Source organism: Streptomyces sp. NPDC050674 (assembly GCF_040654575.1).
GTDB lineage: Bacteria > Actinomycetota > Actinomycetes > Streptomycetales > Streptomycetaceae > Streptomyces.
This window is the reverse complement of record NZ_JBFAIG010000008.1, coordinates 265961-290050: the sequence shown is the minus strand read 5'-3', so window position 1 is coordinate 290050 and position 24090 is coordinate 265961. Positions and strand designations below refer to the sequence as shown.

The window sequence follows — 24090 nt, the reverse complement described above, 5'->3', positions numbered from 1 at the left end:
CGAACGGGGGACACCGGTGCGCGCCGCCGGGGCGCTGCCGCGGGCCGCAGATCGTATCGGCCTACGGTTTCACGGATCCCACGTACGGCCGTCGTCCGGAGGTGCCCCATGCCCACGCCGCCGCGGTCCCCCCGGTCCACCGCCGCACCCCAGCGCCGCCCGCAGCCCCCCGGCGGCCGCCGCGCCCCACGCCACCCGGGCCCGCCCCGGCGCAGGCCGCGCTGGGGCATGCGGGCCGTCACCACCCTGTCCGTGGTCGTCCTCGCCTCCGCCGGCATCGGGCACGCGGTGATGACCGGCCTCGACGCGGACATCACCCGCGTCGACCCCTTCAAGGACATGAAGAACCGCCCGCAGGCGGGCCACGGCATGAACGTCCTGCTGGTCGGCACCGACGGCCGGGAGAAGATCGGCAAGGAGGAGCGCCGCAAGTACCGGCTGGGCGGCGCCCCCTGCCACTGCACCGACACGATGATGATCGTGCACATCTCCGAGGACCGGGAACGGGCCAGCGTGGTGAGCCTGCCGCGCGACTCGTACGCGGTGACGCCCGCGCACACCGACCGGACCAGCGGCAAGCGGCACCACGGGCATCCCATCAAACTGAACGCGGCGTACGCCGAGGGCGGGCCGCAGCTGACCGTGCGCACGGTCGAGTCCATGACCAAGGTGAAGATCGACCACTACCTGGAGGTCGACTTCACCAGCTTCATGAAGACGGTGGACGTGGTCGGGGGCGTGCAGATCTGCACCGCCGATCCTCTCAAGGACAGCTACACCGGCCTGGACCTGCCGGCCGGCCGGCACACGCTGGCGGGCGGGCAGGCGCTCCAGTTCGTCCGCGCCCGCCATGTCGACGGGGCGTCCGACCTGGGCCGTATGAAGCGGCAGCAGCGCTTCATGGCGGCCCTGGTGGAACGGCTCACCTCGTCCGGGATCCTGCTCAACCCGATGAAGTTCCGGGACGTGACACGGGCGGTGCTCGGCTCGGTACGCGCCGACAAGGGCTTCGGCACCGACGAGATGCTGGACCTGGGCCGCGCCATGCGGAACTTCTCGCCCTCCTCCTCCGAGTTCACGACCGTCCCGATCGGGCGGATGGGCTACGCCGTGAAGGGCGTCGGCTCGACGCTGAAGTGGGACCCGGTGAAGGCGGAGCGCCTCTTCCAGGCCCTGCGCCAGGACCAGCCGCTGTCCGTGAACCGGTCGCGCGGCGCGGCCCGGGTCGTCGCGGTCGCCCCGCAGCAGATCCGTGTCCAGGTGGAGAACGGCACCCGCACGCCCGGCCTCGGCCGCCGTGTGGACGCGGCGCTGGCGTCGACGGGCTTCCGCACCACCCACGCCCCCGTGAACGCCGCCACCCGTGACGTGAAGCGCACGGTCGTCGCCTACGACCCCCGCTGGGACCGCTCGGCCAGATCCCTCGCCACGGCCCTGCCGGGCAGCGAGCTGCGCGCCGTCAAGGGCCTGGGCGCGACCCTCAAGGTCATCGCGGGCCCGGACTTCGAACGCGTCCGCAAGGTGCGCGCGGAGGACCCGGGCCAGGGCGAGCTCGGGGTGGTGCGGGGGGACGAGGTGGCGTGCGGCTAGAAGCCGGCGAGGTGGCGGCCGACGGCGGCTGACGGCAGGCCCGCCCCCGGTCAGTCCTCGAAGCCCTCCGCCGCCCGCCTCTCGCGCAGGTCCATGATCGCGCGACGGCGGGCCAGTCGGTGGGTGCGGCGGATCTGGGCCTCCTGGTAGCGGCGCTTGTCGCGCTCGGTCTCCGGGAGGACCGGGGGGACCCGGCGGGGCTTGCCGTCGGCGTCGACCGCGGCGAAGACGAGGTAGGCGGAGCCGACCTGCGTGGGCGGCGCGGACTCGTTCCAGCGTTCGGCCAGGACCCGGACGCCGACCTCCATCGAGGTGCGGCCGGTCCAGTTGACCTGCGCCTTGACGTGCACCAGGTCACCGACGCGGACCGGCTCCAGGAACGCCATCTCGTCCATCGAGGCCGTCACCGCCGGCCCGCCGGAGTGCCGCCCGGCGACGGCTCCCGCCGCGTCGTCGACCAGCTTCATGATGACCCCGCCGTGCACCGTCCCCAGAAGGTTCGTGTCGTTGTGGGTCATGATGTGGCTGAGGGTGGTGCGGGACGCCGAAGTCGGCTTGCCCGGGATCTCCGGACCGCCGGAATCCGCGGCTGGGGCCTGGTCTGTCATGGCCCCCACCTTATGCCGAGGCGGCTGAGGGGGATTTGTGTCAGCTTCGCCACAGGCGTGCTCTGATTTTCCGACGACCCTTGTATGGCCCACCACCGGGACCTGCACACTGTCGGCATGAATGATTGGCCCGAGGGATTTTCCGGCGACAACCGCGGCGGCCGGTTCGGACGCGGCAGCTCGAGCGCACAGCCCGAGAGCGCCCGTGTCATGCGGCAGGTCCGCCGCGGTCCGGCGGCATCGCCCGGGCAGGCACCGTACGGCGGCGGGGTACCTCCGCAGCCCTCGTACGTGGACGGCGGCGGCCACGGCCCCGGTGACGGCTACGACAGCGGCTACAACACCGGTCAGGTCTACGGCTCCCCCGGCGGCAGGGGCCCCGGCGGCCCGGGCGACGGCGGCTACGCGCCCCGCCCCGCGCCGGACTGGCGCCGCCGCATCAAGGTGACCGCCATCACGGTCGTGACGCTGCTGGTGGTGACGAGCGTCGGCACGTACTTCTGGGCCGACTCCAAGCTCAACCGCGAGGTCGACCTGTCGAAGGTCATCGACCGTCCGGAGGCGGGCGAGGGCACGAACTACCTGATCGTCGGCTCCGACAGCCGCAAGGGCATGTCGGCCGAGGAGAAGAAGAAGCTGCACACCGGGTCCGCCGAGGGCAAGCGCACGGACTCGATGATGATCCTGCACACCGGCGGCGGTGCCCCGACGCTGATCTCGCTGCCCCGCGACTCGAACGTCACGATCCCCTCGTTCAAGGGCTCCGACTCCGGCAAGCTCTACCCGGCCACGGGCCGCCAGACCAAGCTGAACGCGGCCTACGCCGAGGACGGTCCGGAGCTGCTGGTGCGCACGGTGGAGGCCAACACGGGCCTGCACATCGACCACTACGTGGAGATCGGCTTCGCCGGCTTCGCGAACATCGTGGACGCGGTCGGCGGCGTCGAGATGGACATCCCGCAGGACATCAAGGACACCAAGTCGGGCGCGGACCTGAAGAAGGGCAAGCAGACGCTGAACGGCGAGCAGGCCCTGGCCTTCGTCCGCACCCGCTACGCCCTCAGGGGCTCCGACCTGGACCGTACGAAGAACCAGCAGAAGTTCCTCTCGGCCCTGGCCAACCAGGTCGCCACCCCGGGCACCGTCCTGAACCCCTTCAAGCTGTACCCGACCATGAGCGCCGGCCTGGACACCCTCGTGGTCGACAAGGACATGGGCCTGTTCGACCTGGCGTCCATGTTCTGGGCGATGAAGGGCGTCAGCGGCGGCGACGGCAAGTCGATGAACATGCCGATCGCGGGCAACGCCCCCAACGGCAACCTCCAGTGGAACACCGCCAAGGTGAAGCAGCTGGTGAACGAGCTGAAGAACGACGAGCAGGTCACCGTCTCCGGCAACTGACCGGTCGGCGGCAGGCGGCGAGGGGGCACCCGGGCGGGTGCCCCCTCGGTCGTGCGGCGTCTCTCACATCGAGGCGGCCGACATCGAACGGCACATCTCGGCACAGCGGCGACACGCCTCCGCGCACCGCATCATCTGCGGGTCCTCCGGCATGGACATACACGCCTCCGCGCACATGTCACAGGCCCGGGCGCACAGCGCGCACATGTCGGCCATCAGGGGCGAGCGGCGCATCATCATGTCGGCGCACACGCGCGTCATCTCGGCGCAGTCCATGACCGCGCGCATGATCTGCATCTGGGCCGGGCCGCCCCTCTGCAGACAGGAGCTCATGGTCTCCTCGCACACGCTGTGGCAGGTCATGCACGCCTGCACGCAGTCCTGCATCTCCGCGCTCAGCGGGGTCGTGGTGGCGGGCTGCTGGGTCATGACGTCCTCCCGGGATCGGCGGGAGCCGCGGATCGGCGCCCGCTCCTCTCGTCCTACGCCTGTCGCCCCATGAGCACCACAGGGCGGACCGTCCCGGTCCGGTCGGCCCCCGCTGTGAGGGACGACTCACCGGGGCCGGCGTGAATCCTCCGGCAGCGGCAAAAAGGGTGTGCAGGCGCGCCGGAGTCCCGGCGCGCCTGGCCGGGGGCGGCGAGCGAACCGTGCAGGGGGAGGACCCACCCATGACGCAGCAGATGTACGACGAACGGACCGTGCCGTCGCCCAGAGGGCCGGAGGGGCAGAAGCAGCGGCTGCGCAGGCGGCTCGAGCGGCTGCTCGGCATCGCCGCGACCGAGGGAAACGAGCTCGTGCCGCTGCGCAACGGCGACGAGATCTTCCCCGCGATGCTGGCCGCGATACGCGCCGCTGAGCACACCGTCGACATGATGACGTTCGTGTACTGGCGCGGCGAGGTGGCCCACGAGTTCGCCGAGGCCCTGGCCGAGCGGGCCCGCTCGGGGGTCCGGGTGCGGCTGCTGCTGGACGGCTTCGGGGCCAGGGAGATAGAGCGGGACCTCCTGGACGCCATGGACGAGGCCGGTGTCCAGGTGGCCTGGTTCCGCCGGCCCACCCGGTTGTCGCCGATGCGGCAGAACCACCGCTGCCACCGCAAGGTGCTGGTCACCGACGAGCACACGGCGTTCACCGGGGGCGTCGGCATAGCGCAGGAGTGGTGCGGCGACGCCCGCAACCCCGACGAGTGGCGCGACACCCACGTGCGGGTCCGTGGCCCGGCCGTGGACGGCATCGCCGCGGCCTTCGCCCAGAACTGGGCGGAGTGCCACGACGACCTCTACGACGACCACGACCGATTCACCGCCCAGGAGCAGCCGGGCCGCGCCACGGTCCAGGTCGTGCGGGGGTCGGCCTCGTTCGGCTGGCAGGACATGCAGACCGTGCTGCGGGTCCTGATCACCTCAGCCGAGCGGCGCCTGCGGCTGTCCACGGCCTACTTCGCCCCCGACGCCTACTTCATCGACCTCCTGGCCGCGGCGGCCCGCCGCGGGGTCCGGGTCGAGATCCTGCTCCCCGGCCCCTACACCGACGAGCGGGCGTGCCTGCTGGCCGGGCGGCAGCACTACCAGACGCTGGTCGACGCCGGTGTCGAGGTGCGGGAGTTCCAGCCGACCATGCTCCACACCAAGATCATCACGGTCGACGGGGTGTGCTCCCTGATCGGCTCGACCAACTTCAACCGCCGCTCCATGGAGCACGACGAGGAGGTCGTGCTGGCCGTCCTCGACGAGGACTTCACCGCGCGGCTCGACGCCGACTTCGACGCGGACCGGGAGCGGAGCGAACCGATCGACCCCTCCCGCTGGAAGCGCCGCCCCCTGCCCGAGCGCCTGGCGGAGGCGGCGGTGACCCCGATCCGGCGCTTCCTGTAGAACGCCGGGGGCCGGAGCGGCCGGCCCCCGGGGCGGGGCTACGGCAGGTTGCGCGCCATGACGATGCGCTGGACCTGGTTGGTGCCCTCGTAGATCTGGGTGATCTTGGCGTCGCGCATCATGCGCTCGACCGGGTAGTCGCGCGTGTAGCCGTACCCGCCGAGGAGCTGGACGGCGTCCGTGGTGACCTCCATCGCCACGTCCGAGGCGAAGCACTTGGCGGCGGCGCCCAGGTAGGTGAGGTCGGCGTCGACGCGCTGGGAGGCGGCGGCGGCCTGGTAGGTCAGGGCGCGGGCGGCCGAGATCTTCATGGCCATGTCGGCAAGCATGAACTGGATGCCCTGGAAGTCGGCGATGGGCTTGCCGAACTGCTTGCGCTCCTGGACGTAGCCCTTGGCGTAGTCGAGGGCGCCCTGGGCGATGCCGAGGGCCTGGGCGGCGATGGTGATGCGGGTGTGGTCGAGGGTCTTCATCGCCGTGGCGAAGCCGGTGCCCTCCTCGCCGATCATGCGGTCGGCGGGGATGCGGACGTTGTCGAGGTACACCTCGCGGGTCGGGGAGCCCTTGATGCCGAGCTTCTTCTCCGGCGCGCCGAAGGAGACGCCCTCGTCGGACTTCTCCACGACGAAGGCGGAGATGCCCTTGGAGCGCTTGGTGGGGTCGGTGACGGCCATCACCGTGTAGTACTCGGACTCGCCGGCGTTGGTGATCCAGCGCTTCACGCCGTTGAGGACCCAGAAGTCGCCGTCGCGGACGGCCCTGGTCTTCATGCCGGCGGCGTCGGAGCCGGCGTCCGGCTCGGAGAGGCAGTACGAGAACATGCCGTCGCCCTTGGCGAGCGGGGTCATGTACTTCTTCTTCAGGTCCTCGGAGCCGGACAGGATCACCGGCAGGGAGCCCAGCTTGTTCACGGCCGGGATGAGGGAGGAGGAGGCGCACACGCGGGCGACCTCCTCGATCACTATGACGGTGGCCAGCGCGTCCGCGCCGGAGCCGCCGTACTCCTCGGGTACGTGCACGGCGTGCAGGTCGTTCGCGACCAGGGCCTGGAGGGCCTCGCGCGGGAAGCGGGCCTCCTCGTCCACCGCGGCGGCGTGCGGCGCGATCTTCGCCTCGGCCAGGGAGCGGACGGCGTCACGGAGCATGTCGTGCTCCTCGGACGGGCGGTACAGGTCGAAGTCAGCCGATCCGGCCAAGGTCTCTCACGCTCCAAAACGCTGCGATGCTGAAGCTAACTACCGTTAAGTAATCAAAAGTTTATGGGGTCGCCCACCCCAGTGATACGTGAGCTAGGCGACAGCGGAGAAGTTGCCCATGAGGGCGCGCCGTCATGCCCCGGATATGCTCGGGCGCGCACCGCATGCCGTAGACCCCTGGAGCACCTCATGGCCCTGAAGATCACCGTGATCGGCACCGGTTATCTCGGCGCGACACATGCGGCGGCCATGGCCGAACTGGGCTTCGAGGTTCTCGCCCTGGACGTCGTGCGCGAGAAGATCGAGAAGCTGGAGCGGGCCGAGGCCCCGATGTACGAGCCGGGTCTCGAGGAGCTGCTGCGCAAGCACGTGGCCGGCATCGAGGGCTCCAGCGGCCGGCTGCGCTTCACCCAGGACTGGGCCGAGGTCGGCGCGTTCGGCGATGTGCACTTCGTCTGCGTGAACACCCCGCAGCGGCACGGCGAGTACGCCTGCGACATGAGCTACGTCGACTCCGCGTTCGCCTCCCTCGCCCCGCATCTGCGCGGTCCGGCGCTGGTCGTCGGCAAGTCGACCGTGCCGGTGGGTTCCGCGGACCGCCTCGCGGCCTATCTGGCCGCGCACGCGCCGGCCGGTGAGGACGCGGAGCTGGCCTGGAACCCGGAGTTCCTGCGCGAGGGCTTCGCCGTGGACGACACGCTGCATCCCGACCGTCTCGTGGTGGGCGTGCGCAGCGAGCGGGCCGAGAAGCTGCTGCGCGAGGTGTACGCGACGCCGATCGCCGAGGGCTCGCCGTTCGTGGTGACGGACTTCCCGACCTCGGAGCTGGTGAAGACGTCCGCGAACTCATTCCTCGCGACGAAGATCTCCTTCATCAACGCGATGGCGGAGGTGTGCGAGGCGGCCGGCGGTGACGTGGCCAAGCTCGCGGAGGCGATCGGCTACGACGACCGGATCGGCAGGAAGTTCCTGCGGGCCGGGATCGGCTTCGGCGGCGGGTGTCTGCCCAAGGACATCCGGGCGTTCATGGCGCGCGCCGGTGAGCTGGGCGCGGACCAGGCGCTGACGTTCCTGCGGGAGATCGACTCGATCAACATGCGCCAGCGCGGGCAGATGGTGGAGCTGGCCCGGCAGGCGCTGGGCGGCGGGCCGTTCCTGGGCAAGCGCGTGGCGGTGCTGGGCGCGACCTTCAAGCCCGACTCGGACGACGTGCGGGACTCCCCGGCGCTGAACGTCGCCGGGCAGATCCACCTCCAGGGCGGCCAGGTCACGGTCTACGACCCCAAGGGCATGGACAACGCCCGCAGCGTGTTCCCGACGCTCGGCTACGCCGACTCGGCGCTGGAGGCCGTGCGCGGGGCCGACATCGTGCTGCATCTGACGGAGTGGCGGGAGTTCCGCGAGCTGGACGAGGGGGCCCTCGGCGAGGTGGCCGCGGCCCGCGTGATCCTGGACGGCCGCAACGCCCTCGACCCGGAGCGCTGGCGCAAGGCCGGCTGGACGTACCGGGCGATGGGACGCCCGAAGGCCTGAGCGCGGGCGTCCGCGAAGACAGGTGACGCCGGTTCGGCCGAGGCTCAGTCGGCCGAACCGGCGTCTTCGTGCATTGTGCCCCACCGGATCCGGCCCCGGGGCACGCTCCGGCCACCCGGCCGGAAGCGGCATCGGTCGTCACATCCCGATGTCGGACCCCCTGCCTCCGTCTGGGAATTCAGCATTGGAACTACTCGTCCGGCCGTCCTTGGCCCGGTAACGGCGCATCTTCGCGCGGGCGCCGCAGACCTGCATCGAGCACCAGCGGCCCCGGCCGGCCGGGCTGCGGTCGTAGTAGGCCCAGTGGCAGTCCGCGGCCTCGCAGGCCTTCAACCGGGTCCAGGTGCCGGCGACCAGGGCCTCGGCGACGGCGGCGGCCACGCGCGCGTGCAGCGAGCGGTCGTCGGCCGGGGCCAGGGCGGCCGAGCCGTCCGCCGGGTCGACCCTGACCAGGAGCGGGGCCCCGGCGAGGAGGTCGCCGAGCGGCGTCACCTCGCGGTGCGGCGGGTGCCCCGCGTGGGCGAGCAGGGTCGCGCGCAGGGACTCGCGAAGGGCGCGGGCCCGGTCCGTCTCCTCGTCGGTGACGCCGAGGCGCGCCCGGACCTCGGGCGTGTCCAGCGCGTCGGCGCCGGACTCGATGTCCAGGGTGTTCACCAGGGCCTCGACCAGCCCCAGGCCCCCGGGCGCGGGCGATCTCTCCGTCATGGCTGGACCGTACCTCTCGGGTTTCCCTTGCGAGGTTACCGGCAATGCGGGAGCATGCAGTAACGGTTACTGGTTACCCGGTCCGTACGGGTAACAGCCACTCCGAGGAGGAAGTCATGGCTCTCGCCAAGCTGGACGTCGTCGTCCTGGACTGTCCCGACCCACGCGCCCTGGCCGGTTTCTACGCCGAGGTGCTCGGCGGCACACCGACCGTGGAGACCGACGGGGAGGACGAGTGGGTCGACCTGAAGGTGCCGGGCGGAGCGCTGGCCTTCCAGGCGTCCCCCGGGTTCGTGCCGCCGAAGTGGCCGTCGCCCGACGGCTCGCAGCAGTTCCACCTCGACCTGGTGGTGGACGACCTGGACGCGGCCGAGAAGGGCGTCCTGGCACTGGGCGCGAAGCCGCTGGACGCCGAGGACCGGGAGCGGACCTTCCGGGTTTACGCCGACCCGGCCGGGCACCCGTTCTGCCTCTGCGCCTGCTGACTTCTGGAGGCCTTATGTCCGCCGTGGCACGTTTCCGTTCCGTCGTCCTCGACTGCCCCGACCCGCGCGCGCTGGCCCGCTTCTACGCGCAGGTCGGCGGCGGCACGCCGGAGGACGACGACCCCGAGTGGGTGGTGCTGCGCGTCCCCGGCGGACCCCGGCTCGCCTTCCAGCGCTCCCCCGGCTACACCGCCCCGGAGTGGCCGAGGGCCGACCGCAACGCCCAGCAGTTCCACCTCGACTTCGACGCCGGGTCGACCTGGGACGAGATCGACGCGGCGGAGGAGCGGGTCCTGGCGCTGGGCGCGCGGGTGCTGGACAAGGAGGACGACGAGAAGAAGGACTTCCGGGTGTACGCCGACCCGGTGGGGCATCCGTTCTGCCTGTGCCGGATCGAGCACGACTGAATCGAGCACGACTGACCGGCTACCCGTCCAGCTCCGCGATCGTCGCCGTCGACGGCTCCCGGCGTTGCTGGGCGGCGCGGGCGGTGAAGTCGGCGCCCCGCAGGATGCGTTGGACGTTGCCCCAGGTCAGGAGGGCCACATCGGCCTCCTCCCAGCCGCGGCGCAGCAGCTCCGCGATCAGCCGCGGGTAGCAGGAGGTGTCGCCCAGTTCCTGGGGGTGGGCGGCTCCGCAGTCGTAGGTGCCGGACAGTCCGACGCTGTGGGCTCCGGCCACGGCGTGGATGTGGTCGAGATGGTCGGCGACGTCGCGGACGGTCGGGCCGGTCTGCTCGGCGGTCAGCGGCACCAGGCACAGCCCCCTGGCCGCGCCCAGCTCGGCGAGCAGGTCGTCGGGCAGGTTCGCCGGGTGGGGCCGGACCGCGCGGGCGGCGGAACGGCTGCACAGCACCGGCGCGCGGGACAGGCTCAGGACCCGGCGGACGGTCGGCGCGGAGGCGCCGGAAAGGTCCGCGATCACGCCGAGCCGGTTCATCTCGCGCACGACCTCCTCGCCGAACCGGGTCAGCCCCGCCTCGCTCGCCCAGGACACCCCGGCCAGTGTCAGTACGCGCAGGCCGAGCAGGTGCAGCTGGCGCAGGATGCCCACCGAGTCGCCGACGGCCGCGGCTCCGGCGGGGCCGAGGAGCACGGCGACCCGGCCGCAGTTGCGGGCGTCGGCGACCTCCCCGGCCGTACGGACCGGCCGCAGGCCCTCCTCACAGGTCCGGGCGACGGTCTTGGCCAGGTCGAGCTGCTCCAGGGTGGCGCCGACGGCCCGGTCGCCGTCCAGCCCCTCGGGCAGGTGCAACGACCAGAACAGCGCGCCCACATGGCCGCCGCGCAGCCGGGGCACATCCGTGCCGACGGTGCTCTCGCCGTCCTCCAGGTCGTACCAGGACAGGCGCTTGAGCGCCCAGGGCAGCCCGTTGTAGCCGTCGGCGACGGGGTGCGCGGCGAGGATGGCGTGGGCCCGGGCCATGGGCGCGTCGTCGGGGTCGGAGACGGGCTCGTAGGACTCCGCCGCGACGACGGTCTCCTCGGGGTACGGGTCGGCCAGGTCGTCGCACTGGCCGGCCGCCGCGGTGGGGTGCAGGTCGTCCTGGAGGTCTGCCATGGCGGCTCCCGTACGGTCGTTCGTGAGGTACGGTCACCGTCGCACGCGGCGGTGGGCGGTTCCTGGTGGGTGGGGCGTTCGGGGTACGGGCGCACTCAGGGCAGCCGGGCCGCCTCGACCGGAGAGCATCCCCTGCGTCTCGTAGTAGCGCGGCGACCGCTCGCTGACGTTGGTGCGCCGGGCGTCCGAGGCGCTGGCGGCCGCCGGGGCCGGTACTTCATGTTCGTGGGCGGGGCGACCGGCTACACCGACCACCCCGCCCTCGACGCTCAGCCGGCGGACGCATCCAGCGACTCGATCGTGGCGTTGGACGGGGACCGCGTCGCCTGAAGCCCCCGGGCCACGTCCTGGGCCGCGTCCAGGACCCGGACCGCGTTCTTCCAGGTCAGCTTGGCCAGATCGGCCTTGGACCAGCCGCGGTCGAGCAGTTCCGCGAGGAGGTTCGGGTAGCCGGAGACGTCGGCGAGGCCGTCGGGGGTGAAGGCCGTGCCGTCGTAGTCGCCGCCGATGCCGAGGTGGTCGACGCCGGCGACCTCGCGCATGTGGTCCAGGTGGTCGGCGACCGTCGACACCGTGGCGACCGGGCGCGGGTGGCGTTCCTCGAAGGCGCGGTGCACCTCCATGGCCGACGCGGTCGTGTCGAGGGGGTGGAAGCCGTGGGCGCGCATGTTCTCGTCCGCCGCGGCGGTCCAGTCGACGGCCGCCTGGAGCACGAACTTCGGCACGAACGTCACCATCGCCATGCCGCCGTTGGCGGGCAGCCGCTCCAGGACGTCGTCCGGGACGTTGCGCGGGTGGTCGCACACGGCCCGGGCCGAGGAGTGGGAGAAGATCACCGGGGCGGAGCTCGTGTCGAGCGCGTCCCGCATGGTCGTCGCCGCCACATGGGAGAGGTCGACGAGCATGCCGAGCCGGTTCATCTCCCGCACGACCTCCCGGCCGAACGCGGTCAGGCCCCCGGCCTTCGGCTCGTCGGTCGCGGAGTCCGCCCAGTCGACGTTGTCGTTGTGGGTGAGGGTCATGTACCGCACACCGAGCCCGTACAGACCGCGCAGGGTGCCCAGGGAGTTGGCGATGGAGTGGCCGCCCTCCGCTCCCATGAGGGAGGCGATACGCCCCTCCCCGCGCGCGGCCTCCATGTCGGCCGCGGTGAGCGCGGGACGCAGGTCCCCGGGGTGGCGGGCCAGCAACTGCCGTACGCAGTCGATCTGTTCGAGGGTGGCGGCGACCGGGTCGGGCGCGTCCGTGCGGACGTACACCGACCAGTACTGCGCGCCGACCCCGCCCGCGCGCAGCCGGGGGATGTCGGTGTGCAGATGGGCGCTCTGGTCGGCGGCGATGTCCCGGGCGTCGAGGTCGTAGCGGACCTGCTCGCGCAGCGCCCAGGGCAGGTCGTTGTGGCCGTCGACGACCGGGAACTCGGCGAGGAGTTCCCGGGCCGCCTCCTGGGAGCTCATCGCCGTCACTTCCCCGCGCCGAAGCCGAAGCCGCCCGCGCCCTCGACCTTGGAGCGCAGGCGCTTGCCCTTCTCGGTGGCCTGGTCGTTGAGCTCCTGCTGGAACTCGCGCATACGGGTGCGCAGGTCCTCGTCGTGCGCGGCGAGGATGCGGGCCGCCAGCAGACCGGCGTTGCGGGCACCGGCGACGGAGACCGTGGCGACGGGGACACCGGCCGGCATCTGCACGATGGACAGCAGGCTGTCCATGCCGTCGAGGTACTTCAGCGGCACGGGCACGCCGATCACCGGCAGCGGGGTCACGGAGGCGAGCATGCCGGGCAGGTGGGCGGCGCCGCCCGCCCCGGCGATGATCACCTTGAGCCCTCGGCCGTCGGCCTGCTCGCCGTAGGCGACCATCTCGCGCGGCATGCGGTGCGCGGAGACGACGTCGACCTCGTAGGCGATCTCGAACTCGTCGAGGGCCTTCGCGGCGGCCTCCATGACGGGCCAGTCGGAGTCCGACCCCATGACGATGCCAACAACAGGGCTCATTCGGTGATGGTGCCTCTCAGGTAGCCGGCTGCGTGACGGGCGCGCTCCAGCACGTCGTCCAGGTCGTCGCCGTAGGTGTTGACGTGACCGACCTTGCGGCCGGGCTTCACGTCCTTGCCGTACATGTGGATCTTGAGCTGGGGGTCGCGGGCCATGCAGTGCAGGTACGCGGAGTACATGTCCGGGTAGTCGCCGCCGAGGACGTTGACCATCACGGTCCACTTGGCGCGCGGGCGCGGGTCGCCCAGGGGCAGGTCCAGCACGGCTCGCACGTGGTTGGCGAACTGGCTGGTGACGGCGCCGTCCATCGACCAGTGGCCGGAGTTGTGCGGGCGCATCGCGAGCTCGTTGACTAGGATGCGGCCGTCGCGGGTCTGGAACAGCTCGACGGCGAGGTGCCCGACGACGCCGAGTTCCTTGGCGATGTTCAGCGCCATCTCCGAGGCCTCGAGCGCCAGGGCCTCGTCGAGGTCGGGCGCCGGGGCGATGACCGTGTCGCAGACGCCGTTCACCTGCTGCGACTCCACCACCGGGTAGGCCACGGCCTGGCCGTGCGGGGAGCGCACGACGTTGGCGGCCAGCTCCCGGACGTAGTCGACCTTCTCCTCGGCGAGGACGGGGACACCGGCCTTGAAGGGGTCGGCGGCCTCCTCCACGGAGTCGACGACCCACACGCCCTTGCCGTCGTAGCCGCCGCGGACGGTCTTGAGGACGACGGGGAAGCCCTCGCCCTCGGCCGCGAAGGCGGCCACGTCCTGCGGGTCGGTCACGATCCGGTGCCGTGGGCAGGGCACACCGATCGCGTCGAGCCTCGCGCGCATCACCCCCTTGTCCTGGGCGTGCACGAGCGCGTCCGGGCCCGGGCGCACGGGGATGCCGTCCGCCTCCAGCGCCTTGAGGTGCTCGGTGGGTACGTGTTCGTGATCGAAGGTGATCACATCGCACCCGCGGGCGAAGGCGCGCAGGGTGTCCAGGTCGCGATAGTCGCCGACGACGACATCGCTCACCACCTGCGCGGCCGAGTCCTGCGGGGTGTCACTGAGGAGCTTGAACCTGATGCCGAGCGGGATGCCCGCCTCGTGTGTCATACGAGCGAGCTGGCCACCGCCGACCATGCCGACTACCGGGAATGTCACTCCCCCAGGGTATCGGCCGCGCCGCGGTGGCCGGATTGCCACCCTCCCCGGTGCCTCCCGGACGCCCGGCGGCCGTCCACCGGCGTCCGCAGGAAGATCGCGCGAGCGGGTGGTTAGCATGGCTGGGTTGACGCCGACGAACGGACGGGGGCCTGTACGACCATGGGACATGGTGCCTCTCGGCTCCGGCACATCGTCCGCGAAGTCGCCAAGTTCGGCGCGGTGGGCGGGGCGGGGGTGCTGGTCAACCTCGTCGTCTTCAACCTGGTGCGGCACACCACCGACCTCCAGGTGGTGCGCGCGAGCGTCGTCGCCACCGTCGTCGCGATCGTCTTCAACTACGTCGGCTTCCGCTACTTCACCTACCGCGACCGCGACAAGAGCCGCCGCACCCGTGAGATGACCCTGTTCCTGCTGTTCAGCGCGATCGGCCTGGTCATCGAGAACGGCGTGCTGTACCTGGCCACGTACGGCTTCGGCTGGGACACGCCGCTCCAGAACAACGTCTTCAAGTTCCTCGGCATCGGCATCGCGACCCTGTTCCGCTTCTGGTCCTACCGCTCCTGGGTCTTCCGCGCGCTCCCCACCCACGAGACACCCGCGCCGCCGTCCCCGGCCCTGCGCGGGGAGCAGCCCCCCGGCCCTCCGAAGCCGAAGCAGCAGGTGCCGTAGCCCCGCGGGGCCGTGCCCGGTCCCGGCACGTGGTCGAGTGCGCCGCGCGAGGATCAGGAAGTCATGACGGCTCGGTCGGACTCGCTGCGCAGAACGCAGAATTCGTTGCCTTCGGGATCAGCGAGGACCGCCCAGCCGGAGCCGTCGGGATTCCGGCGATCGGTGACGAGGGTGGCACCGAGGCCCAGCAGCCGTTCCACCTCCCGCTCGCGCGAGGTCTGTGGACGCAGGCACAGATGGATCCGGTTCTTGACCGTCTTGGCCTCGGGCACCTGGTTGAAGTACAGCACTGGGCCCTCTGCCGGCAGTACCTGAACCTCGGGATCCCCCGGCTTGTCCTGCGGATGCAGCGGACATCCGGTCACTGCGCTCCAGAACCGGGCCAGCCCGTAGGCATCCGCACAGTCGATCGCCACGTTCTGCACTACCGACACCATGCGCGTGAGCCTTCCTGATTTCCACTCCGGACGCCACCGAGTCGCACTCGCTAGGCGATGGCGTAGTCGGTCAGGGCGGGTTCCAGCAGGTCGAAGGCCTGAGCGGCTTCGGCGCCGACGGTCCGGGCGATCCGGTCGTCGGAGTGCCCGGCGAGAGTGAGCTCCTGGATGCGGTGGAACAGCACGCGGTGCACGCCGCCCAGCAGTTCCGCGGCGGTCCGGACGGTGATGTCGTCGGGCCGGGCACCAGTGGTCTCGGCGAGCGCCTGGGCGAGGCGGTGTGCGCGCTGGTCGTGGAGGCCGCGCACACACGTGCTCAAGGTGGGGCTGTCGGCGATCATGCGGGCGAACTCCGGGCCGGAGAACCCGGCGACCGGGTCCTGGGAGGCGACGGCGTCGTCGAAGGCCCGGCGCAGCGCGGCAAGCGCCGATTCCCCCGGGTGCCGGGCGTCCACGGCTCGGGCCAGCGAGGCGGCGAACTGCTCCTGATGGTCCAGCGCCAGGTCTTCCTTGCGCGGGAAGTAGTTGGTGACGGTCTTCTTGGCGACGCGGGCGGCGGCGGCGATCTCGGCGATGGTCGTCCGCTCGAAGCCCTGGTCGATGAACAGCCGTGTCGCGTGGTCGGAGATGAGCTGCCGGGTCTCCTGCTTCTTCGTCTCGCGAAGTCCGGCCCCGGGGGCCGGCGTCTGGGTAGCCATGGCGCAATCTTACCCTCGTAGCATTTTTATGTTGACACTAGTATTGGCACAGAATAAGTTTACGTCCGTCGTAAATTTTCCCCCGCATCCAGGGAGCCCTGTGCAGTTCACCGCCTCCACCGTCTCGCTGACCGTCGGCGACGTCACCCGGTCGCAAGAGTTCTTCACCACCCACCTGGGCTACGTCGTCCGGCACGCCGCCGACGGCTTCGTGTCCCTGGCGCACGAGGACGCGGTCGACGTCGTCCTGCTCGCCCGCGGTACCGAGGTGCTGCCGCCCGAGCAGCGTGAGCAGCGCGTCAGTGGCCTGATCCTGGCCTTCACCGTCGCCTCCGGCCTTCAGGAGCAGGAAAAGCGGATGCGCGAGGCCGGAGTACGGATCACCATGCCCTTGCGCCAGGAACCGTGGGGCGAGCGCCTGTTCCAGGTCACCGACCCCAACGGGGTGATCATCCAGTTCGTCGAGTGGACCGCTCCCGAGCACGGCTGACCCTCCTCCCGGCGAAAAATCCCGGGCTCGCCGCCCGAACCGCCGCGTGCACCACCCGCCATCCGCCACCCGACCGACAGGAAACCCTCCGTGCGCAAGCTCGTGTACTACATCGCCGCCACCCTCGACGGCTTCATCGCCGGGCCCGACGGCGCCGACCCCACAGGACCCGACGGCTTCTGGCCGATCCCCGGCGACTATGTGCAGCACCTCGCCGCGGAGTACCCCGAGACCCTGCCCGCCCCGGCCCGGAAGGCCCTGTCGATCACCGCGGAGGGCACGCACTTCGACACCGTCCTCGAGGGACGCAAGACGTACGAGATAGGCCTCGCCGCCGGTGTCACCGACGCCTACCCGCATCTGAGGCACCTGGTGTTCTCCACCACGTTGACCGAGCTCCCCGACCCGGCCGTGGAACTGGTCACGAGCGACCCGGTGGCGAAGGTACGGGAGCTGAAGCAGGAGGAGGGCAAGGACCTCTGGCTGATCGGCGGGGGCGAACTGGCGGGCGCCCTCTACGCCGAGATCGACCAGCTGATCGTCAAACTGGGCGCCCTGACCATCGGTACCGGGATCCCCCTCTTCGGCCGCACGGCCGCCTTCGATCCGCGCACCTGGAAGCTGACGGACCACGTCGTCCTGGAGAGCGGGGCGGCGTTCCTCACCTACAGCCGCGGCTGAGGAGGACGGGCCCTGGGCCGGACACGACCTAGCGGACCATCGGTTCCTCGTCGTCCAGGGGCTTGGGCAGCGGGGTGCGGGAGAGGAACAGGCCGAAGACCGGGGGCTTGGTCTGGAGCATCTCCAGGCGGCCGCCGTCGGCCTCCGCCAGGTCGCGGGCGACCGCCAGGCCGATGCCCGTGGAGTTGCGGCCGCTGATCGCCCGCTCGAAGATCCGGGCACCGAGGTCGGCGGGGACGCCGGGGCCCTCGTCCGTGACCTCGATCACCGCCTGGTTGCCGGTGACGCGGGTGCGCAGGGCCACCGTGCCACCGCCGTGCATGAGGGAGTTCTCGATCAGCGCGGCCAGGACCTGCGCGACCGCGCCGGGCGTGCCCACCGCGCGCAGATGCCGTTTGCCGGAGCTGACGATCGCCCGCCCCGCACTGCGGTACGCCGGCCGCCACTCGGCGAGCTGCTGCTGGATGACCTCGTCGAGGTCGAAGGAGACGGCGGAGCCGGTGCGCGGATCGCGGGAGTTCGTCAGCAGCCGTTCCACGACGTCCGTCAGCCGCTCGACCTGCGTCAGCGCGATCGTCGCCTCCTCCTTCACCGTGTCCGGGTCGTCGGTGAGGGTGATCTCCTCCAGGCGCATCGACAGGGCCGTGAGCGGTGTGCGCAGCTGGTGGGAGGCGTCGGCGGCCAGCCGGCGTTCGGCGGTCAGCATGCGGGCGATGCGCTCGGCGCTGCCGTCCAGCACATCCGCCACCCGGTCCAGCTCGGGCACTCCGTACCGCTTGTGCCGGGGCCGTGGATCGCCCGAGCCGAGGCGCTCGGCCGTCTCCGCGAGGTCGGTCAGCGGGGACGCCAGCCGGTTGGCCTGGCGGACCGCCAGCAGCACCGCCGCCACCACCGCCAGCAGCGCGACCAGCGCGATGATCAGGAGCGTCCGGCCGACCTCACGGGTCACCGAGGAGCGCGGCTCCTGGACGGTGACCGTCTCGCCCTCCTCGCCGGGCGCGCTCGCACTGATGACGTCCCCGACGGGCTTCGTGCCCACCTCGATGGGCGCCTCCCCCGGGATGCGGATCAGCGCGTAGTAGCGGTCCTGCGTGACCTGCTTGCGCAGCACCTCCGCGTCGACCTGCTGCGCCCCGAAGAGCCGGCTGTCGACGATGCTGGCCAGCCGGACGGCCTCGGACTCCACCCGTTCCTGGGCGCTGTTGCTGATCGTCCGGGTCTCGACGATGACGAGGGAGACGCCGAAAACGGCGATCACGACGAGCACCACGGCGAGCGTGGACTGGATCAGTCGGCGACGCATGTCCTGTTACCCGAGCCCGCCCCGCGACTCAGCTCTTCTCGAAACGGAAACCCACACCGCGCACGGTGGCGATGTAGCGCGGGTTGGCGGCGTCGTCGCCGAGCTTCTTGCGCAGCCAGGAGATGTGCATGTCGAGGGTCTTGGTCGACGACCACCAGGTGGTGTCCCAGACCTCCCGCATCAGCTGGTCGCGGGTGACGACCCGGCCCGCGTCGCGCACCAGCACCCGCAGCAGGTCGAACTCCTTCGCGGTGAGCTGGAGCTCCTCCTCGCCCATCCAGGCGCGGTGCGACTCGACGTCGATGCGCACGCCGTGCGTGGCGGGGGGCTGCTGCGGCTCGGAGGCGCCGCGCCGGAGCAGGGCCCGCACCCGGGCGAGCAGCTCGGCGAGCCGGAACGGCTTGGTGACGTAGTCGTCGGCGCCCGCGTCGAGCCCGACGACGGTGTCCACCTCGTCGGCGCGCGCGGTCAGGATGAGGATCGGGATGGCATGGCCTTCGCCACGCAGGCGGCGGGCCACCTCCAGGCCGTCCATGCCGGGCAGGCCGAGGTCGAGCACGACCAGGTCGACGCCGCCCTGCAGTCCGGCGTCGAGAGCGGTGGGGCCGTCCTCGCGAACCTCGACCTCGTAGCCCTCCCGGCGCAGAGCGCGGGCCAGCGGCTCCGAGATGGACGCGTCGTCCTCGGCGAGCAGTACACGGGTCATGAGGTGATGGTAGACCTGCGACGCCCTGAGCTGGGGTGTGACCGGAGGCCTTGATTCTTACCGTGGGCACACGCGTTTCTCACGTTCCCGTGGTAGCGGTGCGACCCTCTGTCTGTGGGGTGCGATCCTGGTAAGGACCTTGGAAACGCGGCGCACGGTTCCCCCGACACCTGTGATCCGTGTCTCAAGGTCTTCCATATGGGGCGGTGTCCTGCCGTATGGTGATTCAACGCCTGTAGCACCACGGCGACCTTCGGAGGCCATTTGCCCTGAAGGTCTCTTTTGTGTGCGGGCCGGTTCCCGCCGGCCCCCAACGTGAAACGACCTGTGGCCGGGCCTCGTAGTGCGGCGACGCGCGTAGAGGCGTGGATCCCGGTGGCGACCGCCCACCGCTTCGTGATCCGGAGCGGACCCCCGTAGGCGTCGGGCGGACGGCCGTACCCACCGGTGCCGGCAGCCCCCACCGGGCGCACCACCGCTGTCGCGGGGCGCGTCCCGACCAGCAAGGAACGACCATGGCGTCCAGCCTGACGAAGGACTCGGCCCGACCGGGCACCCCCGGTGCCGAGAAGACCTTCTTCGGCCACCCCCGCGGACTGGCCACTCTGTTCATGACCGAGATGTGGGAGCGTTTCTCCTACTACGGCATGAGGGCCCTGCTCCCGCTGTACCTGGTGGCCCCTGGTGGCCTGCACCTGAGCGCGGGCACCGCGACGGCGATCTACGCCGTGTACCTGTCGCTCGTGTACCTGCTCACCCTGCCCGGCGGCTGGTTCGCCGACCGGGTGCTCGGCCCCCGCAAGACGGTCGCCGTCGCGGGCGTGGTCATCATGCTCGGCCACCTGTGCCTGGCACTGCCCGCCGCCGCGAGCTTCTTCGTCGGCCTCGGCCTCGTCGCCATCGGTTCCGGTCTGCTGAAGGCCAACATCTCCACGATGGTCGGCCACCTCTACGACGGCCCGGAGGACCCGCGCCGCGACGGTGGCTTCACGGTCTTCTACATCGGCATCAACCTCGGCGCCTTCATCGCGCCGCTGGTCATCGGCACCGTCGGTGAGAACGTCAACTGGCACCTGGGCTTCGCGCTCGCCGCGCTCGGCATGGCGCTGGGCCTCGTCCAGTTCCTGCTCGGCAGCCGCCACCTGAACGCGAAGAGCAGTGAGGTCCCCACCCCGCTGACGCCCGCCGAGAAGGCGTCGACCCTGCGCAAGGGCCTGATCTGGCTGGCCGTCGCCGTGGTCTTCTACGGCCTCGTGGGCGGCACCGGCCACTTCACCCTGAACTGGGCGCTGATCCCGCTCACGCTGCTCGGCCTGCTCGTGCCGATCCTGGTCATCTCCCGCATCATGCGCGACAAGGACCTCGACGCCGGCGAGCGTTCCAAGGTGTCGGCGTACATCTGGTTCTTCGTCGCCGCCGCCGTGTTCTGGATGATCTACGACCAGGGCGGCTCGACCCTGTCGCTCTTCGCCAGCGACAAGGCCGACAACACCGTCTTCGGCTGGGAGTTCCCGGTCTCCTGGTACCAGTCGGTCAACCCGGTCATGATCATGGCGCTGGCGCCGGTCTTCGCCTGGCTGTGGCTGTGGCTGAACCGCCGCGGCAAGGAGCCGAGCACCATCGTGAAGTTCGCCTCCGGCCTGGTACTGGTGGGTGCGTCCTTCTTCCTCTTCCTCGCCCCGCTGTCGATCGCCGAGGGCGGTCACAAGGCCGCGGCGATGTGGCTGGTCGGGATCTACTTCGTGCAGACCGTGGGCGAGCTCACGCTGTCGCCGGTGGGTCTGTCCGTGACGACGAAGATGGCGCCGGCGAAGTACGCCTCCCAGATGATGGGCGTCTGGTTCCTGGCGGTCACCGCGGGCGACTCCGTCACCGCGCTGCTGTCCAACCCGGCCGTCGGCGGGGTCAACCTCGACAAGACCGGCTTCGTGGCGCTGGAGGCGGCGCTCGCCGTGGTCGCCGGCCTCGCGGTGTACATGTACCGCAAGAAGGTCAAGGCCATGATGGGCGAGGTCCGCTGACCCCGGCCCCCGGATCCTGAGCAGGGCCGTCGCACCCCCCGGGTGCGACGGCCCTTCTTTCATGGCCTCCGCGGCCCCGGCCGGTTCTTCATGGCCTCCGCGGCCCCGGCCGGTCGGAGTCCGGGGCGAACCAGGGCCGGGCCGCCGGTGCCCGGCGGGCGACGGGCAGCCGCGGCCGGCGCGCGGGGCGTGCCGCGTGGCCGGGGCGGCGTGGCCGTGTGTGGTCGATCACGGCCAGGGCCGCGCGGAACAGGGCCGCCGGCACGACCAGCAGGACGAGGGCCCAGAACAGGGTCACGCCCCAGGGGCGGCCCACGCCCCAGGGGTGTTCGGCGAGCACCTTGCCGCCGTACTTCAGCGACACCGTGTAGTCGCCGTGCGCCCCGGCGCCGAGCTCCACGGGCAGCTCGATGCGGGCTCTCCCTCCGGGCCGGATCGTGCCGCGCCAGCGCTGGTCCTGCCACTCGGGGGCGAACACGCCATGTGAGGTGCCGACCTGGAAGACCGGGTTCTTCACGGGGGACGTGCCGACGTTGCCGACGGTGACCACGAGGGTCCGCGCGGGCGGGGAGCCGAACCAGGTGAGCAGGCCGCCGGAGCCGCGCAGCCGGGTGTCGGCGAGCAGGGACAGCCGCCCGCCTGCCGCGTCGGCGGGCAGCGGCTCGACGGCGTGCCCGGCGACCCGGAGGGCCGCGTCCGCCTCGGCTCCGGCTCCCGTGACGGTCGCCACGTGCACCACGCAGGGGCACGGCACCGGTGGCTCCACGACGGGCAGTTCGCGGCGGAAGCGTCCGTCGGCGCCGGTGGTGACGGCCCGGCCGTCGGTGTTGGCGCAGGAGTTGGTGCCACCGGTCACGCCCCGCTTCGGTTCGGCCTGCCCGCACACCAGCAGCGTCAGCAGGGCGCGGGGCCGCCAGCCGGTGCCGCTGACGGTGATCGAACCCCCGGTCCCCGCCTGGGAGCTGGACAGCTCGACGGCGGGCCGGTCCCCCGCCCTGACGGGCCCGGCGCCCGCGAGGACGAGCAGCAGCGCCAGCAGGACCGGCAGTGCCCCGTACGGAAGGCGGACGGTGTGCGGCATCGGCGGCTCCAGGGGTCGTGCGCTCGGCGGTGCACAGGCCGGGCGTGCGTCAGCGACCGGCCCGAGCGCCCTGGTGACGCCGTGTCAGCCACAGGGCCCCCGCCGCGCCGGCGAGCAGAACCGTGCCGCCGAGGGTGCCGAGGGCGACGGCGGAGTCCTCCGGGCCGGTCTGAGCCAGCCCGCCACCGGTGTCGGAGCGGGAGCCGGAGCCGGAGCCCTGGGCGGAGCCGGTGGTGCCGTCGCCGCCCGCGGCTCGGACGTCGAGGGTGAGGGACGGGCCCGGGTCGTTCGTCGGGGTGCACGTGGTGGTCGTGCCGAGCGCCTTGATGGTGAGCACGCCCGCCGTGAAGGTGACCTCGCCGCTCTTCTTCGGTGTGTAGGTGCCGCTCAGGTCGCTGATCTTGATCGGCGTGTTGGCCGGGATCGCGGCGTCGTTGGCGGGGCCGGTCACCGACAGGGTGCCGCCGTCGGCGCCGCCCAGGGCGATGGTGGCGCTCGGTGTCATCGCGCCTTTGCCCAGTTCGACCGGGCTGGAGGAGACGCCCTTCTGCCAGGACATGGTGATCCGGTAGCCGCCGCCGCTCTCGACGCCCTTGATGTCGATGGGCGAGACGGCACTTTTGTCACCGATCGGGGTCTTGCACTGGTAGTTGACGTCGACGACCTCGGCCCGGGCGACGGGGGCGGCCATCCACACCACCGAGCCGGCCAGGGCCGCGGCGGACGCGAGCGCGGCGGTTCGTTTCCGGTACGACACGGTGCCGCTCCCCTTCCTTTTCCTGACGGTTCATCAGACAGGGCCGTCAAGGTACGCCCGGCACGTTGAGGAAGGAAGACACGGGGCACACCGGATCCAGGCACCGCACTCACCCGTTCGGACGCACCTGGAGCGTCTGCCGGAGCGGCGAAACGGACAGACCGGAACAGGACCAGACAGCACCGCACAGGACCGTGCAGGCCCGTCCGGGCAGCTTCGACGGGCACGCAGGAGAGGGCGGGAAGGGGTCGGAGCCAACCGCAGGTCAGGCACGCCATGGGACGCCCGGGTACGCCGCAGGTCGATCAATACGCCCACAGGCCGGCCGACGCCCAGCCGGTCGCCCCGGAGCAGGTCATGCCGGTGCGCCGCAGGTCACGCCGGTGCGCCCAGCTCCGCCCATACCGTCTTGCCCGAGACCCCCGGCGTGCGGACGACGCCCCAGTCCAGGCACAGGCGCTGGACGATGAACATGCCGTGGCCGCCCGGGCGACCCGCGCGGTGCGGGGTGCGGGGTGCGGGCTGGCCGGTGCCGCGGTCGGCGACCTCGATACGGATCACCTTGTTGTCGCAGGTGATCCGCAGCTGGTCCGGCCCCTCGGCGTGCAGGCAGGCATTGGTGACCAGCTCGGAGACGACCAGAAGCACATCCTCGGCGGCGGCCCGCTGGTCCGCGGAGGCGGCCGGCAGCCAGCCCCACGCGTACAGCGCCTGGCGGGTGAAGTCGCGGGCCAGCGGCACCACGCCGCTCTCCCCGTCGAAGCTCAGCCGGCGCACCTGCCGGCCCCCCGACGGCGCCGCCCCGGACGGCGTGCCCACGCCCTCACCGGACGCGCCGGTCGCCGCCACGCCACCCTCGGACGCCCCGGAAGCGCCGCTGGGCTCCGGCCCGCGGTCGCCCGGCGGGTAAGGCCGGGTGGTGCTCATCAGCGCTTCACCTCACCGATTCACCAGTTCATGATTCAGAAAGTTCACTACAGAGTCAGTCACGCAGCGCGCGGCACATCGGTTTCGCGGCGCCCCCGCCACTTTGGTGACCGACACGTTCAGGATGTCTCCTGCCCGGGCGGACCGGGGGAACACCCATGTATTGCGCACGAAAGACATGACACGACTGGGACACCGGTCACAGGGGGATGTCCGAGGCACCGCGCACCGACACA

25 protein-coding genes are annotated in these 24090 nt (G+C 71.5%); 10 read left to right on the top strand and 15 right to left on the bottom strand.

All coding sequences use genetic code 11. The annotated features are described in order from the left end of the window. Positions 1 to 108: 108 nt before the first annotated feature. Entirely contained in the window at positions 109 to 1590 is a 1482-nt protein-coding gene (locus tag AB0I06_RS16385; RefSeq protein ID WP_363119459.1) for an LCP family protein, read from the top strand. Between the two features lie 50 nt (positions 1591 to 1640). Here AB0I06_RS16385 and AB0I06_RS16380 read toward each other — a convergent pair whose 3' ends face one another. Next, positions 1641 to 2198 carry an acyl-CoA thioesterase gene (locus AB0I06_RS16380; RefSeq protein ID WP_363119458.1) on the bottom strand — a complete coding sequence of 186 codons (558 nt, stop codon included), beginning with the start codon at positions 2196 to 2198 and terminating at the stop codon, positions 1641 to 1643. Positions 2199 to 2315: 117 nt separating this feature from the next. Here AB0I06_RS16380 and AB0I06_RS16375 point away from each other — a divergent pair, with 117 nt between their 5' ends. Next, positions 2316 to 3599, top strand: coding sequence for an LCP family protein (locus tag AB0I06_RS16375; RefSeq protein ID WP_363119457.1), 1284 nt, complete (start codon positions 2316 to 2318; stop codon positions 3597 to 3599). A gap of 63 nt (positions 3600 to 3662) precedes the next feature. On the opposite strand, the gene AB0I06_RS16370 is transcribed toward AB0I06_RS16375, so the two are convergent. Beyond that, complete coding sequence (locus AB0I06_RS16370; protein ID WP_363119455.1) at positions 3663 to 4028, bottom strand: four-helix bundle copper-binding protein; 366 nt, start codon at positions 4026 to 4028, stop codon at positions 3663 to 3665. Positions 4029 to 4282: 254 nt separating this feature from the next. Between AB0I06_RS16370 and AB0I06_RS16365 the strand changes: the two genes are divergently transcribed. Then, entirely contained in the window at positions 4283 to 5476 is a 1194-nt protein-coding gene (locus AB0I06_RS16365) for a phospholipase D-like domain-containing protein (RefSeq protein ID WP_363119480.1), read from the top strand. A gap of 38 nt (positions 5477 to 5514) precedes the next feature. Here AB0I06_RS16365 and AB0I06_RS16360 read toward each other — a convergent pair whose 3' ends face one another. Continuing rightward, on the bottom strand, positions 5515 to 6672 hold the full coding sequence (locus AB0I06_RS16360) for an acyl-CoA dehydrogenase (RefSeq protein ID WP_363119454.1): 1158 nt from the start codon (positions 6670 to 6672) through the stop codon (positions 5515 to 5517). Between the two features lie 189 nt (positions 6673 to 6861). Between AB0I06_RS16360 and AB0I06_RS16355 the strand changes: the two genes are divergently transcribed. Continuing rightward, positions 6862 to 8205 carry a UDP-glucose/GDP-mannose dehydrogenase family protein gene (locus AB0I06_RS16355; RefSeq protein ID WP_363119453.1) on the top strand — a complete coding sequence of 448 codons (1344 nt, stop codon included), beginning with the start codon at positions 6862 to 6864 and terminating at the stop codon, positions 8203 to 8205. 138 nt (positions 8206 to 8343) lie between these two features. Here the strand turns inward: AB0I06_RS16355 and AB0I06_RS16350 are convergent, their stop codons facing one another. Beyond that, on the bottom strand, positions 8344 to 8910 hold the full coding sequence (locus AB0I06_RS16350; RefSeq protein ID WP_363119452.1) for a CGNR zinc finger domain-containing protein: 567 nt from the start codon (positions 8908 to 8910) through the stop codon (positions 8344 to 8346). Between the two features lie 116 nt (positions 8911 to 9026). Here AB0I06_RS16350 and AB0I06_RS16345 point away from each other — a divergent pair, with 116 nt between their 5' ends. Together AB0I06_RS16345 and AB0I06_RS16340 are read left to right on the top strand one after the other, a co-directional pair. Next, the gene (locus AB0I06_RS16345; RefSeq protein WP_363119451.1) at positions 9027 to 9395 is read left to right on the top strand and encodes a VOC family protein; all 369 of its coding nucleotides are present in this window, start codon (positions 9027 to 9029) and stop codon (positions 9393 to 9395) included. Between the two features lie 14 nt (positions 9396 to 9409). After that, positions 9410 to 9802: a VOC family protein gene (locus AB0I06_RS16340; RefSeq protein ID WP_363119450.1), complete on the top strand. Its 393-nt coding sequence runs from the start codon at positions 9410 to 9412 to the stop codon at positions 9800 to 9802. A 19-nt stretch (positions 9803 to 9821) separates the two neighbouring features. On the opposite strand, the gene AB0I06_RS16335 is transcribed toward AB0I06_RS16340, so the two are convergent. The 4 genes from AB0I06_RS16335 to AB0I06_RS16320 all read right to left on the bottom strand — a co-directional run bounded on the left by AB0I06_RS16335 (position 9822) and on the right by AB0I06_RS16320 (position 14081). Beyond that, on the bottom strand, positions 9822 to 10955 hold the full coding sequence (locus AB0I06_RS16335) for a dipeptidase (RefSeq protein WP_363119449.1): 1134 nt from the start codon (positions 10953 to 10955) through the stop codon (positions 9822 to 9824). Between the two features lie 269 nt (positions 10956 to 11224). Then, complete coding sequence (locus AB0I06_RS16330) at positions 11225 to 12412, bottom strand: dipeptidase (RefSeq protein WP_363119448.1); 1188 nt, start codon at positions 12410 to 12412, stop codon at positions 11225 to 11227. A 5-nt stretch (positions 12413 to 12417) separates the two neighbouring features. Further along, a complete protein-coding gene (gene purE / locus AB0I06_RS16325; protein ID WP_358609999.1) occupies positions 12418 to 12945 on the bottom strand; it encodes a 5-(carboxyamino)imidazole ribonucleotide mutase in 528 nt (175 codons plus the stop codon). Next, on the bottom strand, positions 12942 to 14081 hold the full coding sequence (locus AB0I06_RS16320; protein WP_363119447.1) for a 5-(carboxyamino)imidazole ribonucleotide synthase: 1140 nt from the start codon (positions 14079 to 14081) through the stop codon (positions 12942 to 12944). Before AB0I06_RS16320 ends, purE begins: the two co-directional genes overlap by 4 nt. Positions 14082 to 14243: 162 nt before the next feature. On the opposite strand from AB0I06_RS16320, the gene AB0I06_RS16315 reads away from it, so the two are divergent. Beyond that, a complete protein-coding gene (locus AB0I06_RS16315; protein WP_363119446.1) occupies positions 14244 to 14753 on the top strand; it encodes a GtrA family protein in 510 nt (169 codons plus the stop codon). A 53-nt stretch (positions 14754 to 14806) separates the two neighbouring features. Here the strand turns inward: AB0I06_RS16315 and AB0I06_RS16310 are convergent, their stop codons facing one another. Continuing rightward, a complete protein-coding gene (locus AB0I06_RS16310; RefSeq protein WP_363119445.1) occupies positions 14807 to 15190 on the bottom strand; it encodes a VOC family protein in 384 nt (127 codons plus the stop codon). 50 nt (positions 15191 to 15240) lie between these two features. Continuing rightward, positions 15241 to 15888 carry a TetR/AcrR family transcriptional regulator gene (locus tag AB0I06_RS16305; protein ID WP_363119444.1) on the bottom strand — a complete coding sequence of 216 codons (648 nt, stop codon included), beginning with the start codon at positions 15886 to 15888 and terminating at the stop codon, positions 15241 to 15243. A gap of 100 nt (positions 15889 to 15988) precedes the next feature. On the opposite strand from AB0I06_RS16305, the gene AB0I06_RS16300 reads away from it, so the two are divergent. Beyond that, positions 15989 to 16378 carry a VOC family protein gene (locus AB0I06_RS16300; RefSeq protein WP_361874715.1) on the top strand — a complete coding sequence of 130 codons (390 nt, stop codon included), beginning with the start codon at positions 15989 to 15991 and terminating at the stop codon, positions 16376 to 16378. Positions 16379 to 16468: 90 nt separating this feature from the next. Continuing rightward, the gene (locus AB0I06_RS16295) at positions 16469 to 17059 is read left to right on the top strand and encodes a dihydrofolate reductase family protein (RefSeq protein ID WP_363119443.1); all 591 of its coding nucleotides are present in this window, start codon (positions 16469 to 16471) and stop codon (positions 17057 to 17059) included. Between the two features lie 28 nt (positions 17060 to 17087). On the opposite strand, the gene AB0I06_RS16290 is transcribed toward AB0I06_RS16295, so the two are convergent. Together AB0I06_RS16290 and AB0I06_RS16285 are read right to left on the bottom strand one after the other, a co-directional pair. After that, positions 17088 to 18362 (bottom strand): ATP-binding protein, encoded by a 1275-nt coding sequence (locus tag AB0I06_RS16290; protein WP_363119442.1) that lies wholly within the window; start codon positions 18360 to 18362, stop codon positions 17088 to 17090. 28 nt (positions 18363 to 18390) lie between these two features. Then, positions 18391 to 19068: a response regulator transcription factor gene (locus AB0I06_RS16285; RefSeq protein ID WP_030844734.1), complete on the bottom strand. Its 678-nt coding sequence runs from the start codon at positions 19066 to 19068 to the stop codon at positions 18391 to 18393. Between the two features lie 515 nt (positions 19069 to 19583). Here AB0I06_RS16285 and AB0I06_RS16280 point away from each other — a divergent pair. Beyond that, positions 19584 to 21089, top strand: coding sequence for an oligopeptide:H+ symporter (locus AB0I06_RS16280; protein ID WP_363119441.1), 1506 nt, complete (start codon positions 19584 to 19586; stop codon positions 21087 to 21089). A gap of 88 nt (positions 21090 to 21177) precedes the next feature. On the opposite strand, the gene AB0I06_RS16275 is transcribed toward AB0I06_RS16280, so the two are convergent. The 3 genes from AB0I06_RS16275 to AB0I06_RS16265 form a co-directional block, all read right to left on the bottom strand. Next, positions 21178 to 22170, bottom strand: coding sequence for a hypothetical protein (locus AB0I06_RS16275; RefSeq protein ID WP_363119439.1), 993 nt, complete (start codon positions 22168 to 22170; stop codon positions 21178 to 21180). Positions 22171 to 22219: 49 nt separating this feature from the next. Continuing rightward, positions 22220 to 22927 (bottom strand): LPXTG cell wall anchor domain-containing protein, encoded by a 708-nt coding sequence (locus tag AB0I06_RS16270; protein WP_363119437.1) that lies wholly within the window; start codon positions 22925 to 22927, stop codon positions 22220 to 22222. Positions 22928 to 23302: 375 nt separating this feature from the next. Then, positions 23303 to 23854, bottom strand: coding sequence for an ATP-binding protein (locus AB0I06_RS16265; protein ID WP_363119436.1), 552 nt, complete (start codon positions 23852 to 23854; stop codon positions 23303 to 23305). Positions 23855 to 24090 lie beyond the last annotated feature (236 nt).